This window comes from Agrobacterium burrii (genome assembly GCF_017313405.1).
GTDB lineage: Bacteria > Pseudomonadota > Alphaproteobacteria > Rhizobiales > Rhizobiaceae > Agrobacterium > Agrobacterium burrii.
On the sequence record NZ_JAFLNA010000003.1, the window covers coordinates 103,656 to 118,491 of the forward strand.

The 14,836-nt window shown below is 59.4% G+C and carries 14 protein-coding genes; 9 read left to right on the forward strand and 5 right to left on the reverse strand.

All coding sequences use genetic code 11. The features are described 5' to 3' along the window. Window positions 1-28: 28 nt before the first annotated feature. The gene (locus JZX89_RS07195; RefSeq protein WP_207133615.1) at window positions 29-901 is read right to left on the reverse strand and encodes a helix-turn-helix domain-containing protein; all 873 of its coding nucleotides are present in this window, start codon (window positions 899-901) and stop codon (window positions 29-31) included. 131 nt (window positions 902-1,032) lie between these two features. Between JZX89_RS07195 and JZX89_RS07200 the strand changes: the two genes are divergently transcribed. The 3 genes from JZX89_RS07200 to JZX89_RS07210 all read left to right on the forward strand — a co-directional run bounded on the left by JZX89_RS07200 (window position 1,033) and on the right by JZX89_RS07210 (window position 3,566). Then, window positions 1,033-1,971, forward strand: coding sequence for a phytanoyl-CoA dioxygenase family protein (locus tag JZX89_RS07200; protein ID WP_207133624.1), 939 nt, complete (start codon window positions 1,033-1,035; stop codon window positions 1,969-1,971). 169 nt (window positions 1,972-2,140) lie between these two features. Next, complete coding sequence (locus tag JZX89_RS07205) at window positions 2,141-2,869, forward strand: L,D-transpeptidase (RefSeq protein ID WP_207133627.1); 729 nt, start codon at window positions 2,141-2,143, stop codon at window positions 2,867-2,869. 34 nt (window positions 2,870-2,903) lie between these two features. Further along, entirely contained in the window at window positions 2,904-3,566 is a 663-nt protein-coding gene (locus tag JZX89_RS07210) for a DsbA family protein (protein ID WP_246746678.1), read from the forward strand. Window positions 3,567-3,664: 98 nt separating this feature from the next. Here JZX89_RS07210 and JZX89_RS07215 read toward each other — a convergent pair whose 3' ends face one another. After that, window positions 3,665-4,273, reverse strand: a complete 609-nt coding sequence (locus JZX89_RS07215) for a DsbA family protein (RefSeq protein ID WP_207133631.1) — start codon at window positions 4,271-4,273, stop codon at window positions 3,665-3,667. Next, window positions 4,270-6,132, reverse strand: a complete 1,863-nt coding sequence (dsbD, locus tag JZX89_RS07220) for a protein-disulfide reductase DsbD (RefSeq protein WP_207133639.1) — start codon at window positions 6,130-6,132, stop codon at window positions 4,270-4,272. Before dsbD ends, JZX89_RS07215 begins: the two co-directional genes overlap by 4 nt. A 142-nt stretch (window positions 6,133-6,274) precedes the next feature. On the opposite strand from dsbD, the gene JZX89_RS07225 reads away from it, so the two are divergent. Next, window positions 6,275-6,937: a response regulator gene (locus JZX89_RS07225; protein WP_149899789.1), complete on the forward strand. Its 663-nt coding sequence runs from the start codon at window positions 6,275-6,277 to the stop codon at window positions 6,935-6,937. After that, entirely contained in the window at window positions 6,937-8,295 is a 1,359-nt protein-coding gene (locus JZX89_RS07230; protein WP_210348384.1) for an ATP-binding protein, read from the forward strand. Before JZX89_RS07225 ends, JZX89_RS07230 begins: the two co-directional genes overlap by 1 nt. A gap of 27 nt (window positions 8,296-8,322) precedes the next feature. On the opposite strand, the gene JZX89_RS07235 is transcribed toward JZX89_RS07230, so the two are convergent. Beyond that, window positions 8,323-10,359, reverse strand: a complete 2,037-nt coding sequence (locus JZX89_RS07235; RefSeq protein ID WP_207133645.1) for an NADH:flavin oxidoreductase — start codon at window positions 10,357-10,359, stop codon at window positions 8,323-8,325. Between the two features lie 143 nt (window positions 10,360-10,502). Between JZX89_RS07235 and JZX89_RS07240 the strand changes: the two genes are divergently transcribed. The 4 genes from JZX89_RS07240 to JZX89_RS07255 all read left to right on the forward strand — a co-directional run bounded on the left by JZX89_RS07240 (window position 10,503) and on the right by JZX89_RS07255 (window position 14,247). After that, window positions 10,503-11,141, forward strand: a complete 639-nt coding sequence (locus JZX89_RS07240) for a TetR/AcrR family transcriptional regulator (protein ID WP_207133646.1) — start codon at window positions 10,503-10,505, stop codon at window positions 11,139-11,141. Window positions 11,142-11,240: 99 nt separating this feature from the next. Then, window positions 11,241-11,915 carry a response regulator transcription factor gene (locus JZX89_RS07245; RefSeq protein ID WP_149899793.1) on the forward strand — a complete coding sequence of 225 codons (675 nt, stop codon included), beginning with the start codon at window positions 11,241-11,243 and terminating at the stop codon, window positions 11,913-11,915. 35 nt (window positions 11,916-11,950) lie between these two features. After that, complete coding sequence (locus JZX89_RS07250; RefSeq protein ID WP_207133648.1) at window positions 11,951-13,348, forward strand: sensor histidine kinase; 1,398 nt, start codon at window positions 11,951-11,953, stop codon at window positions 13,346-13,348. A gap of 272 nt (window positions 13,349-13,620) precedes the next feature. Continuing rightward, on the forward strand, window positions 13,621-14,247 hold the full coding sequence (locus JZX89_RS07255; RefSeq protein ID WP_174373171.1) for an outer membrane protein: 627 nt from the start codon (window positions 13,621-13,623) through the stop codon (window positions 14,245-14,247). Window positions 14,248-14,378: 131 nt separating this feature from the next. On the opposite strand, the gene JZX89_RS07260 is transcribed toward JZX89_RS07255, so the two are convergent. Beyond that, entirely contained in the window at window positions 14,379-14,768 is a 390-nt protein-coding gene (locus JZX89_RS07260; RefSeq protein WP_174373172.1) for a hypothetical protein, read from the reverse strand. Window positions 14,769-14,836 lie beyond the last annotated feature (68 nt).

The following is a 14,836-nucleotide window of genomic DNA, read 5'->3' on the forward strand; positions in this document are numbered from 1 at the left end:
CATAGGGCAATCCGGTGGCGTTGCTGCGTTACCGGGTTTTTCTGCCGCCGCCCTGAAACGAGGCTCGATAGTCGCGCGGTGTCATGCCGCGCAGACGCAGGAACTGGCGATTGAAATTGGCCAGCGAGGCGTAACCGACATCGGCAGCGATATGCCGGATTGGCTGGGTGGTGCCCGAGAGCCGGGCGCAGGCTTCGCCGACCCTGAGGCCGATCAGATAATCGGAGATGCTGACCTGCGTATGTTTCCTGAACATGCGGTGCAGGCCGGATTCGCTGAGAGCGGCTATTGCGGCAATCTGCTCCATGCGCAACGGCTCATGGTAGTGACGGTGCAAGTGGATCAGGACACGGTCAATCCGCGAGCGGTCCCCTTCCACCTGCTGCGGCACGACGGTTGAAAGAGGCGCGCCACCGTCCTCCGCCGCCAGCCGCGCCAGAATATCCAGAAGTCCAGTCAGTTGCCTGACCGGCGGACAGGAAAATATCGCTTCAAAATCATCCGCCAGAGCCCGGCCGAGTGCGGGATCGAACGCCAGCCCGGTTGCGGCGTGTTGGATGAGGCGTCTGACGGGCGCCAGTTCCACCGATCCGCCGGCCAGTCCTTCGATCCATTCTTTCCTGAACCAGAAGACGAGGGCGACATGTGGTTCAGCCGGATCGAGTTTGTCGCGCGACGCCCAGGTGTGCGGCAGGTTCGGGCCGATGAGCACGAGGTCGCCGTGATCGTAATCGGCAACATGATTACCCACGAACCGCTGCCCGCGGGAATTCAGTGTCAGCGTCAACTCGAACTCGGGATGGTGGTGCCATTCGAACGGAATGGCGTCGTCAAGCCGCCGGTTGAGCCTGCTCCAGGACGAATCCGGCGATGTCGGCAAATGTTCGAGATGTGGTCTCATTCCGCGCTTTCTGGGATTTATACGCTGAAATAGTATCATTATTGTCCATCTGCGGACAACACGTCCCCCGGGAAAGCCGTAGCTTTCCTTTCATCGCCTGATGGTCAGGGAGATGATGATGGGAGAAAGACATGCAATCCACCGCAGCAATCAAACGCGACAGCCATCCGACGACGGCCGCCACGACCCAGCTCAAGAATATCAAAAAGACCTTGCCGCTGCGCGTCCTGTCGGAAGCGGACTGGCAGCACTGGACGACGAGGGGATATATCATTGTCCGTCAGGCGGTGCCTGCGGCGAATGTGGAACGCCTTGTCGATCTGCTCTGGAAATTCGATGAAAAGGATCCGGCCGACGCTTCAACCTGGTATGCGCCGCAAAGACGCGAACACAAGATGAAGGAATTGAACAATACCGGCATGCTGGAAATCTATAATCACCAGTATCTCTGGGACAATCGTGCGGAGCAGCGGGTCTATGACGTCTTCGTTGACATATGGGACCGGGAGGATCTGTGGGTCACCATCGACCGCGCCAATCTCAATCCGCCGAAAAAGGTGAAAGGCAATCCCAACGGTTTCATCCACTGGGATGTGGACACGTCCATCCGCCCGCTGCCGATCGGCGTACAGGGCGTGCTGAGCCTGCAGAAACAGGACGGCGATGTCGGCGGGTTTCAGTGCGTGCCCTATCTTTTTGAACATTTCGATGAATGGGTGAAGACGCAGCCGGAAGATCGCGACCCGATGCATCCGGATATGGCTGGCCTGTCTGTCGTCAATATCGATATGGAACCGGGCGACCTGATGATCTTCAATTCGCTGCTTGCCCATGGCGTGCGTCCCAATCATTCCGATGGCCGTGTGCGCATGGCGCAATATATCTCCATGCACCCGGCGGAATTCGACAATGAGGTGGAACGGCAGGAGCGGATCCGACTCTGGAAGGAGCTCGATCATCCGCAGCGCGACGCCTTCCCCGGTGATCCGCGTGAATGGGAGAAACGCCATGCCGAAACCGCCAGGCTCAACCCACTCGGCGAAAAGCTGCTGGGCCTGACCCGCTGGTGAATTTGCATCGAACACACAGAGAAAATGACCGCTCCAGGGGGCGGTCATTTATCTTTTCGGTGATCCGCAGTAACGCCGATCCAGACGAATTGCCATGCGGGTGATGGCCTTAAGACTGGCTTAAGGTGGGGGCCGGCTATGTGTCGCCGAATAGGAGACACAGCCCAGAATGCACGACATCCCGATTTTCACCACCCGCAGAAACCTTCTTGCCCTGGGGCTTGCGGGCCTGCTGGCGGGTTGCGCCACGTCCGGTGAACCGCCAAAGCCGGCGACGTTGTCGAGGAACGACGAACCCTTGCCCAAGACGCCTGCGCCGGCCACACCGGCCATGTATGCGGCGCTTCCCGATGAGACATTTCCGATCCCGGCAGTGAATATCAAGCAGGTGGACCCCCGCTACTGGCGGCAGGTCGTCGATTATCCGACCGATGAAAAGCCCGGCACGCTGATCGTCGATACGCCGAACAAGTTTCTCTACCACATTCTGCCGGGCGGCAAGGCGACCCGTTACGGGATTGGCGTCGGCCGGGATGGCTTCTCCTGGGCCGGCCGGGCGACGGTCGCTTATAAGCGGGCATGGCCGAAATGGACGCCGCCGGACGATATGGTGGCGCGGCAACCCAGCCTCCAGCCCTACAGCATTGCCAATGGCGGAATGCCACCCGGCCTCAAAAACCCGCTTGGCGCGCGGGCGCTCTACATTCATCAGGGCGGCAGGGATACGCTTTACCGCCTGCATGGAACGCCTGAGGCCTTTTCTATCGGCAAGGCGGTTTCCTCCGGCTGCATCCGGCTGCTGAACCAGGATGTCATCGACCTCTTCAACAATGTGAGAGATGGCAGCACCATCGTGGTTATTCCCGACCCCTCGAAGCGCCAGCAACTCGCCGCCTGACGATCGACACGGAAACGAAAGAAGACCCTTCACCATGGCATATAATGTTCGAAACCGCGCGGATGATTCAGCCCTTGCCGGGCTGGGGCGCCGTGCCTTTCTCCTCGGCTCGATTTCGGTGGTCTCGGCCGTCGCATCGCCGGCTGCGGCTTCACCCAACGGTCTGAAGCTCGAGATGATCCTGCGCGATCCGGCGGCACCCGTCTCCGGCAATCCCGCCGGCAAGCTCACCATGGTCGCCTTTCTCGATTATAATTGCCCCTGGTGCAAAAAGACGGCCGTTCCCATGAGCAATGCGGTCTCGGCAGACGGGGATGTCAGGATGGTCTACAAGGACTGGCCGATCATAACGCCTGACTCCGTTGAGGGAGCGCGACTGGCGCTGGCGGCGAAATATCAGGACGGTTATCACATCGTCCATGATGCGCTGATGGCGATCAAGACGCCGAAGGTGAAGGCCGACGAGATGCGCGATACCGTGCGTGCGACGAGTATCGACTTTGCCCGCCTCCAGCGCGACATGAAATCGAAAGCGGGGGAGATCGATGATCTGCTTGCGCGCAATCATGAACAGGCGATGTCGCTGCAATTGACGGGAACGCCTGCTTTCATCATCGGCAAGTTCCTCGTTCCCGGTGCGGTACAGAGCGCGGAAGCCTTTACCGACCTTTTCAAAAGAGCGCGTGAACAGGCGTAGCGTTCGGACAATGATGGTTTCAGGTCCGCTCGGACTGAAACCATCGCTTCAACATTCTGGCTGGGCGTGGCAGTGCCGATGCCCTTCGCCGTCTCGTCCTATCCCCGTGCCTTGGCGATTGCTTCCTTCAGGCCCTTGCGGTCGAGGACGCCGGCAAAGCTTGTCGTTCCCACCACAAATGATGGCGTGCCGACGAATTTGAAGGCGGCGGCCTGTACCCAGTTCCGGTCCAGCAGGCCGGAAATCCACGCCTGATGCTCGACAACGGCCTTGCCAACACCGTCGAAGGTCAGGCCCGCTTTCTTAAGGGCCTTTTCGACATCGGCCTGCTGCAGCTTGTTCGGCGTGTGAAACATGGCGTCGAGCGTCTTTTCATATTTGCCGAGCCTGGCGCTGGCGAGCACCGCCTGCGCGGCGATGACCGATGCGCCGCCGAAGACCGGCCAGTCCTTCAGCACAAGCCTGACCTTGCCATCCTGTTCGACCACGTCGCGCACCATGCCGTAGGATGATTTGCAATAGGGGCACTGGTAGTCGAAATATTCCACCACCGTCACGTCGCCTTTCGGATTGCCGAGGACCGGGGCGTCCGGATCGTGCAGCACCATCTCCCGGCTTGTCGGGTCTGTCTTGGCAAAAACAAGTGAGGGGGGAGCAATGGCGGCAAGGCCGGCCATTGCGACAAGCTGTCGGCGTGTAAGGGTCATTGGCGGGCTCCTGCGGTATTGTCGATTGCCGGTTTTGCAAGCGTCTGCTGCGTTTGCGCTGCCGCATCGATGAGTGAACGGGCTGAAATCTCGCCCACCATGCGGATGGAGGGGAGTTCGGCTCCTTTTCTGTCGAAGAACAGTATGGTCGGCGGGCCGATGACATTGCTGTCTTTCATCAATTGCTGTTTGTCTGACGTCATGTCCGAAAGATCGACGGAAATGAGGTTTGTATCCTTGAGGCTTTCCGCGACCTGCGGATCGCTCAGAACGGAGCGTTCGATGACACGGCAGGAAACGCACCAATCCGCGGTGAAGTAGACGAGGCTTGGCTTTCCTGCTTCAGCGACCGCGGCTTGCAGTTCGCCATTGGAACTGACCGTTGCAAAACTCGCCTTTGTCAGGCCTGGCATGGAGCGGCTGGCGACCGGGCCGCCGGAGAATTGCAGCGGCTGGAGCATGCTGGTGCTGCCGCTTGCCGCGCCGAAAGCGAGAAACGCGCCATAGAGCATGGAAAGAAGGCTGGCCGATTTCATCAGACGGCGGCCAATGCCGGCCTGTTGCGGCAATGTGTCGAAAGCACCGAAGAAAACACCGATGGTAACGAGCAGCGCTGCGGAAAGCGCGAGCGTTACAGGCGGAGGAATGAGCCGGTCGAGATACCAGATCGCGGTGGCAAGGAAGATGAAGCCGAACAGCCAGCGTATCTGCGCCATCCATGCGCCGGCCCGCGGCAGCAATGCCGCGCCGGAGGTGCCGATGAGGATAAGCGGAATGCCCTTGCCGATGCCGAGCGCAAAGAGCGCCGCTGCGCCGAGCAGCAGGTTTCCGGTCTTGGCGATGTAGAGAAGTGCGCCTGCAAGCGGCGCTGTCACGCAGGGGCCGATCAGCAGCGCGGAGCTGAAACCGAGAATGGCGGTCGAGCCGAACGATCCGCCGAGCGAACGCTGCGATCGCGCCAGCCGGTCGCGAAGGCCCGCCGGAAGCTGGACCTCGACCATGCCGAAACTGGCGATCGCCAGAATGATAAAGACGGCGGCGGTGATGAGAATGGCCGGTGGCGACTGTAGGGCGATCTGGAAGCTCTGGCCAAGCCATGCGGCCAGTATGCCGAACAGGCTGAAGGCGGCGGCAAGCGCGAAGACATAGGTTGATGAGAGGAGAAAGCTGCGACCGGGCGACAATGAAGCGCCCTGCCGGCCGAGCGTGGCCGCGAGGATCGGATACATGGGAAATACGCAGGGCGTGAATGCGAGGAGCACGCCAAGACCCATGAAGGAGGCGAGAAGCAGCGCCGTGCCGCCCCGGGCAAGAAAACCTTCCACCATGCCCGGCTCGGTCGAGGGTGCTGGTACAGGCGCTGACTGCTCCGCCTTTTCCAGCTCTGCGGAAGGCGCTATCAGGGCGAAGGACTGAAATGCGGGCGGCTCCTGCGGCCTTATGCCGAACGGCGCCTCCGCTTCGATCCGCAACCCGTCAACGGCGACCGTTCGGAACGGATAGCAGATACCGCCATCCTGGCATCCCTGAAATGTCAGTTTCATGGTCTGCGGCGCGTCGGCGAGCGTGGCGGCGGCTTGCCCGAAATAGACTTCGGTGTTGCCGAAGCCGGGATCATCCTTCATCTCGCCGGCCTGCGTCTTGAGATCGAGCTTCGTTCCGTCCTCAGTGGTGGCCTGCAGGCTTTCCCGATAGAGATAATATCCCTCGGCGATTTGCCAGCGGAAGGTGGCCGCCGTTCCCGTGCGGTCTATCGAAAGCTTGAACGCATCCGCCATGTCCATCGGCGGACTGAGCGCGAGCGCCGGTCCGCAAATGGACAGCAGAACGAGGAGCACGAACGAAAAATTGAAACGCATTCTCTTTCCTTATGGGGTAGGCCTTGTGGGATAAGCCATGGATGGCGCAGGCTTCCGGCTGGAAGCTTAAGCCAGCCTTAAGGTTCGTTTTTCAGGTTCCCGCGCATCAAAATACCCGTGTGCCGGAATGATGGAGTGCTCAATGCGTTTGTTGGTGGTCGAGGACGACGATGTCCTGCTTGATGGTCTGCGGGTCGGGCTGCAGCTTGCCGGCTTCACCGTCGATGCCGTCATGACCCTTGCCGACGCAAAAATCGCCCTCGAGAATTGCCGTTTCGACGCCGTTGTCCTCGATGTGATGTTGCCTGACGGGTCAGGCCTCGATCTTCTGCGCCACACCCGCAATGAGCGCAACCGGGTGCCAATCCTCCTGCTCACCGCCAAGGATGCGACCACGGACAAGATTTGCGGTCTCGATGCCGGCGCGGATGATTATCTGGGCAAGCCTTTCGATCTTGATGAGGTTGCCGCCCGGTTGCGGGCGATCATCCGCCGTGGCGAGGGGCGCTCCGAGGGCACGCTGTCGGCGCTGGGCGTGACGCTCGATCCGGCGAAGATGGTGGCGAAGAAGGATGATAGTGTCATTGCGCTGTCGCGCCGTGAATTTGCGATCATCCACGCCCTCATGCAGAATCCCGGCATGATCTTTTCAAAGCCGGTTCTGGAAGAAAAGCTCTATGGCTGGCAGGAAGATGTGGAAAGCAACACCATCGAGGTCCACATTCACAAGCTCCGCTCCAAACTGGGCGCCGGTTTCATCGAGACGGTACGCGGCGTCGGTTACCGCGTCGGGAGGGTTGCGTGATGTCGATCCGGGCAAGATTGTTTACCGTCCTCCTGCTGATGACGGGTCTCGTCTGGCTTTCGGCCTGCGTGTGGATTTATACCAGCACAAAGGCGCGGCTGGAGCATGTTCTCGATGCGCGGCTGGTGGAATCGGCAAGAATGGTTGGATCCCTCGTCGGCGACCGCCCGGTCGATATCCGCCTGATAGACGGCCATTCACCGACGCATGATGAGGACGCAGACGCTGATGTGGCGGCGATACCCTCCTACGAACGCCAGCTTGCCTGCCAGATCTGGTCCGTCAGCGGCCGTCTGCTCAGCAAATCGGACAGCGCCCCGGATGCTTCCCTTTCGGATCATGCTTCGGGCTTCCAGAATACGGTCATCAACGGTATCGAATGGCGTGTTTATGCGGTCGTGAAGCCCGATCTCGGTGTCAGGGTTCTGGTGGGCGACAGTGTCGAGGTTCGCGACCGGCTGGTTGATGATGTCATCAAGGGGCTTCTTTATCCGGCGCTTTTCATCATGCCGCTGATGGCTGGCCTTATCTGGCTATGTGTTTCCAGGGGGCTTGCGCCTCTGCAAAAGCTCGCAAACGGCATGAAAGCGCGCGACGCGACTGAACTCCACGGCTTTGCCGACAAGGGAACGCCCTCGGAGCTTCGGCCGATGATCCATGCGCTGAATAGCCTTCTGGCGCGCGTTCAGGCGACGCGGGAAAGGGAACGCGAGTTCACGACCTATGCCGCACATGAATTGAAAACACCGCTTGCCGGCCTGAAGACGCAGGCGCAGGTGGCCATGCGTTCCACCGATCCCGAGGTGCAGCAACAGGCGCTGCGGCGCATCGAGCAAAGCGTCGACCGGACAAGCCGGATGGCAAAACAGCTTATCGACCTGGCTGCCGTCGATGCCACCGAAGCGCAGGCTACGAAAGCCGGCGTCGACATTCCCCGTCTGATCCTTGATGTCATGCAGGAACTGGAGCCGCTGAGGCGTGCGCGCGAGGTTGAAATTACCTGCCGGCTGTCGGAAGAGGCGGATACGATCCTCATCGAGGCGGATCGGTCCCTGCTTCGTCTTGCGATCCGCAACGTGATGGAAAACGCCGTGCAGCACTCGCCGAAGGGATCAACAGTCGAATGCCGGGCGGAACTGGCAAACGGCAAGGTCAACGTCGTGGTTATCGACGAAGGGGCGGGGATCGCGGTGGAGGAACAGGAACGGGTGCTGCAGCGCTTCTACCGTTCGCCGCGATCGGAACCGGGTGGAAGCGGCCTTGGGCTTGCCATCGTCAAGATGGCAATCGACCGGTTGGGGGGGCGATTGCAGTTTTCGCAATTCGGTCAGCGGTTCGCGGTATCGCTTGAGTTATGAAGGAGGCCGCCACAGGGCGGCTCTCTCTCAGATGTCCTTTGCGAGGCGTAGCGCGTCATAGATTGCCGCATGGGTGTTGCGCGCTGCGACCGCATCACCAATCCGGAACAGCCGATAGGCGCCGGCAGGATTGCGCTCGACGGTCTGGGCCGCGCCCGCAATCAGTGCGTCATAGGATATTTCGCCGAGGTTCTTTGAGCCGGGCTTGAGCTCGAAATAAAGCTCGTCCAGCGGGATTGTGCCGTGATTGACGACGATCTGGTCGACAACGCGCTGTTTCGAAACGCCGCCATAATCGCTGCCGACATGGGCGATGATCTGGTTGCCGCTTCTTTCCGCCGCCTCCAGCCGGTAGGTGACGGTGAATGTCGTGTCGTGTTTTTGCAGCGAACGCATATAGGGCACGAGATTCATGGCCATGACTTCCGGGGCGAAAGAGCGATCCGGCGTCATGATCTCGACCTTGCCGCCCGCCTTGGCGATGAATTCTGCGGCCTGAAGCCCGGTGTGGTCGCCCGCATCATCATAGACGAGAACATTGGCGCCCGGCTTGACGTCGCCGGAAATGATATCCCATGCGGAGACGACCAACTCGTTGCCCTTCGAAAGCACCTCGGTATGCGGTAGCCCGCCGGTGGCGATAATCACCGCGTCAGGTTTTTCGGCGACAACCGTATCCGCCTCCGCCCAGCTGTTGAAATGGAAGATGACGCCGAGCTTCTCGCACTGGCTCATGCGCCAGTCGATGATGCCGATCATTTCGCGGCGTCGTTCGCTTTGTGCGGTCAGGCGGATCTGGCCGCCGGGGTCGCTGGCGGCCTCGAAGACCACGACCGCATGGCCACGCTCGGCGCAGACCCTTGCGGCTTCAAGACCTGCCGGGCCAGCGCCGACGATCACTACCTTCAGGCTTTTCTCAGCCTTCGTAATTTCATGCGGCATGGTTTCCTCGCGGCCGGTGGCCGCATTGTGAATGCAAAAGGCGAGGCCGCCCTGATAGATGCGATCAAGACAATAATTGGCGCCGACGCAGGGACGGATGTCCTCCTCCCGTTTTTCCATTATCTTGCGGACGATATGCGGATCGGTCATGTGGGCGCGGGTCATGCCGACCATGTCGACCTTGCCGGCGGCGATCGCGTGACGGGCGGTGGCGACATCCTGAATTTTGGCGGCATGGAAGATGGGGAAGCTGGTCGCCGCGCGGATTTCTCCTGCGAAATCAAGATGCGGTGCGCTGGCCATACCCTGAATGGGGATGACGTCGGTCAGGCCGGGATCGGTGTCGATATGTCCCCTGATGACGTTGAGATAGTCGATCAGGCCGCTCTCCTTCAGCCGTCTGGAGATTTCGATGCCTTCCGCCTTACCGGTGCCGTTCTCGAGACATTCATCGGCGGTGTAACGAACCCCGAGGATGAAATCGTCGCCGACGCGTTGGCGTATCGCCCTGAAGACGTCGAGACAGAAGCGCATGCGGTTTTCAAGCGAGCCGCCATAGGGGCCGTCAAGCTCGTTGGTCAGGGGTGAGACGAACTGGTCGATGAGGTGGCCATAGGCTTCCAGTTCCACCCCGTCCATGCCGCCCGCCTTCATCCGTTCGGCAGCATCGGCGAAATCCTTGATGATGCGCTCGATATCCCAGTCCTCGATCTTCTTCGGAAAGGCCCGGTGCGCCGCTTCCCGCTGGTGCGATGGCGCGAGGACCGGCAGCCAGTCGCCCTTGTCCCAGCGGGTGCGGCGGCCAAGATGCGTCAGCTGGATCATGATCGCCGAACCCGCCTCATGCACGGCGTCGGTCATTTCCCGAATCCACGGAACGATTTCATCCTTGTAGGCCAAGAGATTGTTGAAGACGGGCGGGCTGTCTTTCGACACGGCGGCCGAACCCGCCGTCATCGTCAGCGCCACGCCGCCCTTCGCCCGCTCGACGGTATAGGCGCGGTAGCGCCCTTTCGGCATACCGTCTTCGGGGTAGGCGGGTTCGTGAGAGGTGACGATGATGCGGTTGCGCAGCGTCAGATGCTTTAGCTGATAGGGCTGAAGAAGGGGATCGTTCGACATGTGCCTGCTCCCAGAACGGTTGTGCGACAAGGCTAAGAGAAAATGTACATATGTGTCAATTAAGAAAACACTGGTGTTTACGAGATAAACAAGAGTGTACGCTTTGCCTTGTCGCGCAGGGACTGATTTGCTACGCAATTGTCATGGAAGCGACATTGAACGAAACCGGTTGGCGTGGATCTCAGGAGGGTTGGCTTGAGGCCGCCTACGAGGCGCTGCTGGAATCCGGGGTGGATTCCGTCAAGATCCTGCCTTTGGCGAAAAAGCTCAATCTCTCGCGCACCAGCTTCTACTGGTTCTTCAAGGACCGGGAGGAATTGCTGGCGGCGCTGTTGTCCCGCTGGCGCGAGAAGAACACGGGAAGCATCCTCAGGCAATCGGAGGCCTATGCGGAAACCCTGGCCGAGGCGATGCTGAATGTGTTCGATTGCTGGCTGGATTCCTCGCTTTTCGACAGCAAATTCGAATTCGCGGTTCGCAGCTGGGCGCTGCAGTCCGATGATATTCTTGCCGAGCTTCGCAAAGCCGACCAGATGAGAATGGAGGCGCTTTCGCGTATGTTCATGCGTTTCGGCCACCCTGAAAATAAGGCAGACGTGCGTGCCCGCACCACTTATCTCGTGCAGATAGGGTACATTTCCATGCAGGTCGAGGAAGATGTGGCAGTGCGGATGAAAAGGATTGCGGACTATATCGCCATCTATACCGGCGAAGTGCCGCAGCAGCGCGAGCTTGACCGCTTTTATGCAAGACACGGATACAAACCGGGGCCGGACACATAACGCCCGAACACATGAGCGATGCCCGCCCGCCTGCAATGTAGTTGCAACATTCACCGACGAGTGGTGAGGCTGGCAAGGGTTCACCTTTGGGGAAAGTCATTGCGAATCTTGCTTCTTGAGGACGAACCCGAAATGGCGCGCGCGCTGCTTGAGGCCCTGCGCCGGCGCGATGTGCTCGCGGACCACGTCAGCACCATCAGCGATGCCGACGCCCTTGCGCGTGATGGCTCTTACGATGTGCTGGTTCTGGATCGCCGCCTTCCCGATGGCGAGGGGCTGAACCTCGTGTCTTCGCTTCGCCGGAGCAAACATACCGTACCGATCCTTGTCCTGACGGCGCTTGGAAGCGTCGATCACCGGGTCGACGGGCTGGATGCGGGGGCGGATGATTATCTTGCCAAGCCTTTCGCAATCGAGGAATTGCTCGCCCGCCTCAGGGCTCTTCACAGACGCGGCCCTTCGATCTCCGATAAATATACAAGTTTCGGAAATCTGAGCATTGATCCGAGAAGCAATGAAATCAGCGTTGCCGGCTCCATCATCGAGTTTCGGCGTCGGGAATATCTGGCGCTTGAAGCTCTGATGCGTCGTCCGAACCGCATCGTGACGCGGTCCAGCCTGATCGAGGCGGTTTATACGCTCGACGATGAGATCGAGTCCAATGCGCTCGATGCGCATATCTCGCGCATTAGGAAGAAGCTGGCGCAGGCCGAAGCCACGGTGGAAATAAGGGCCGTGCGCAATATCGGTTATCTCATCCGGGCAAAGACATGAGGCAGGAGCGCAACCGATCCCTGCGATGGGGGCTGATGAAGCGCCTTTTCGCCTTGCAGGCATTTTTTCTCGTTCTTTTCGTCATTCTTCTCGTCGGCTGGATCTGGATCATCGATCCGCGGCTGGAAGGCGCCAATGAAGAGGCTGCCCGGATCATCGCCGAAAGCGTGGCAAAGGATGGGCAGGGCAGGACACAGGTATCGGCTACGCCCGATCTGAAAGCGCTGAAACAGCGCTATCCCGATCTCTGGTTTGTCGTGCGGGACGCTGACGAAATCGTCCTGCAATATGGGGATATCCCGGCGCCTGCTCTGGAGGCGGTGTTTCCCCGGAGCATCGAAAGGGCGCGTCTGGAGGCCGGGGAAACAGTCCGGGCCACCATGGAAAACCGCGATACGCCGGCCGGCCGGCTGCAGTTCATTGCCGGGACGGAAAAAGGTCTCCCGAATGACGGCATCAGTCTCTGGATCAATGTACAGCTGGATCTGGAAAAGGATGCCGATGGCGCCATTCGCTGGCTGACCGTGCTGCCCGGTGTCGGCTTCATCATCCTTTTTGCCGTCGTGCCTATGTTGCTCCTGACGGGTATTGCGACATTGCTGGTGACGCCCCGTGCGGTTGGCCGTTCGCTGAGTGGCCTCATGGAAACGGTCGCCCAGGCGCAATCGATCAATTTCGAGAACCGGTCCGCCCGGATCGATCGTTCGAAGGTGCCGAGTGAAATCATTCCGCTCGTGGATGCCTTCAATGTCGCGCTCTCGAAACTGGACGAGGGCTATAATCGCCGTAACCGCTTCCTGGCCGATGCCGCTCATGAGCTGAGGACGCCGATTGCGATTGCGCGCATCCGGGCCGATCTTTTGCCCGATGACGAGCTGAGCCGACAATTGCGAGCGGACATTGATCGCCTCACGCGCGTTGCGCACCAGCTTCTCGAGATGCAAGCGGTGGGCGCGGTGGAACTGCCTGCCGAAGAGCAGGATCTGAACGTTCTCGTCGAACGCATCGCGACCGATCTTGCGCCGATTGCGATGGATGCCGGTTATGAATTTGATTTCGAACCGAGCGAAGGAAAGGCGCTATTCACGATCCAGACCTCGATCATCGAGATGGCGGTCGTCAACCTCATTCGCAATGCCATCGATCATGGTGGTGGCAAGGGCGCTATCACGATCCGGGTCGGTGCGACGGGAACGATAGACGTCTGCGATGAGGGGCCTGGCATACCCGTTTCGGAACGTGAGCAGGTATTCGAGCCGTTTCATCGCATCAATACCAATTCGTCTGGCGCCGGTCTGGGTCTTAATCTGGTCCAGAAGGCGGCGGAGCTTCATCGTGGACGGGTCCTGTTCCTCGACCTCAATCCCGGCTTTGGCGTTCGGCTGGAAATTCGATCCATTGCTTCACGAAGCGCTGTGGTTGATGTTGTGTAGCTGTGGAGATTACAGGCGGCGAGCCGGTGTCCCGATGGGGAAATTTCTTACAATTTAGTTAAGGGATTTCGTCTAACTATATTAAATTACTGAATTATTTTTCAATAAATTCGTTTCGTGCAATCCAGACGTAATTCTCGTGGGGAAAATGTCCGTATCTGCTGAGCTTATCCGCACAGGAGATCAACGGGAGCCGGTTTCCGGTTCTTCAACGCGAACGGAAACCCTGCAGCTGTCAGAGCATGGCGCATCGGTTTCGTCTGGAGTCATTCATGTCGTTCATCGCAAAATCGCTTGTCACCGTAACGGCTGCCGTCATGGTCGCAACCAGTGCCTATTCGGCTGATCTTACCAACTATAATGCGCAGCAATTCGACTATGCCAACCCGCCGGCCTTTTCCTGGGGTGGGGCCTATGTCGGTGCCCATGGCGGCATCGCCTCCCCAAGATTTAATCCGCTGGCCAGCGGCCGGGGTCTGACGGGTGGCGTACAGGCCGGCTATAATTTCCAGTTCGGCTCCGGTGTTGTCGGTGCGGAACTGGAAGGCTCCTATCTTGGCAACGAAGCACGTGTGCCGAACGGCCGGTTGAGAGAGCGCTTCCGGGGTGCGGCCAAGCTGAAGGCCGGTGTTGCGCTTGACCGCACGCTCGTTTACGGCACCGCCGGCCTGACCACGACGAAATTCAAGGATACGAATGGCGTCACCGGTCCCGATGGCTGGAAACAGGGCTATCTGCTGGGAGCGGGTCTGGAACAGAGCTTCGGCGGTGGTCTGTCGGCCAAGCTTGAATATAATTATGTGAGCACCGGAGATGTCACCACGACGACCTCCAGCGGGCGGTCAAAAACCGATGTGACCGATCATGTCATCAAGGCCGGCCTGAACTATCGTTTCTGAGCGACCGATCCGATGACAGATTTCAGGGAGAATTCAAAAGAATACCGCCGCTTTCAGCTTGGAAGCGGCGGTAAAACAGCGCATGGCGCGAAACGGGCGGGGCCGGGTGGAGATTTGAAATCCCCAAACCATCATTCGCATTCAAGCGAAGGTTGCCGGAAGCTCGTCACATACCACTCACTCCCGGAATTGCGGGTGTAGAACGTATAGAAACAATCGATGCGTTCGACATAACCCGGTGTCTCCGAGACTTCGTAACGCTCGCCACGCCGTGTTGTCCGCACTTCACCGCTCGATGATCCGGCAACGACCTGTGTCTTGTTCTTCCGCCATTGATAAGCCTGCTGGCCGGGACCCATGCTATAAATATTGTCAGGCGGCCCGTAATCCAGCATCACGCTGGTGATGGGCGCGCCGATATAGCTTTTCATGACTGTCGAGGCGCAGGCGGTGAGCACGGCCGATGCGACAGCGATGAAGATAATCGCTGCCGGGGCTGCAAATGACGATCTGTCGGACATGAAAATTCCTTTCAGCTGCGGTGGATTTCCGCAGGGATAGGAACCGGTCATTGCAAGTACATTGCACG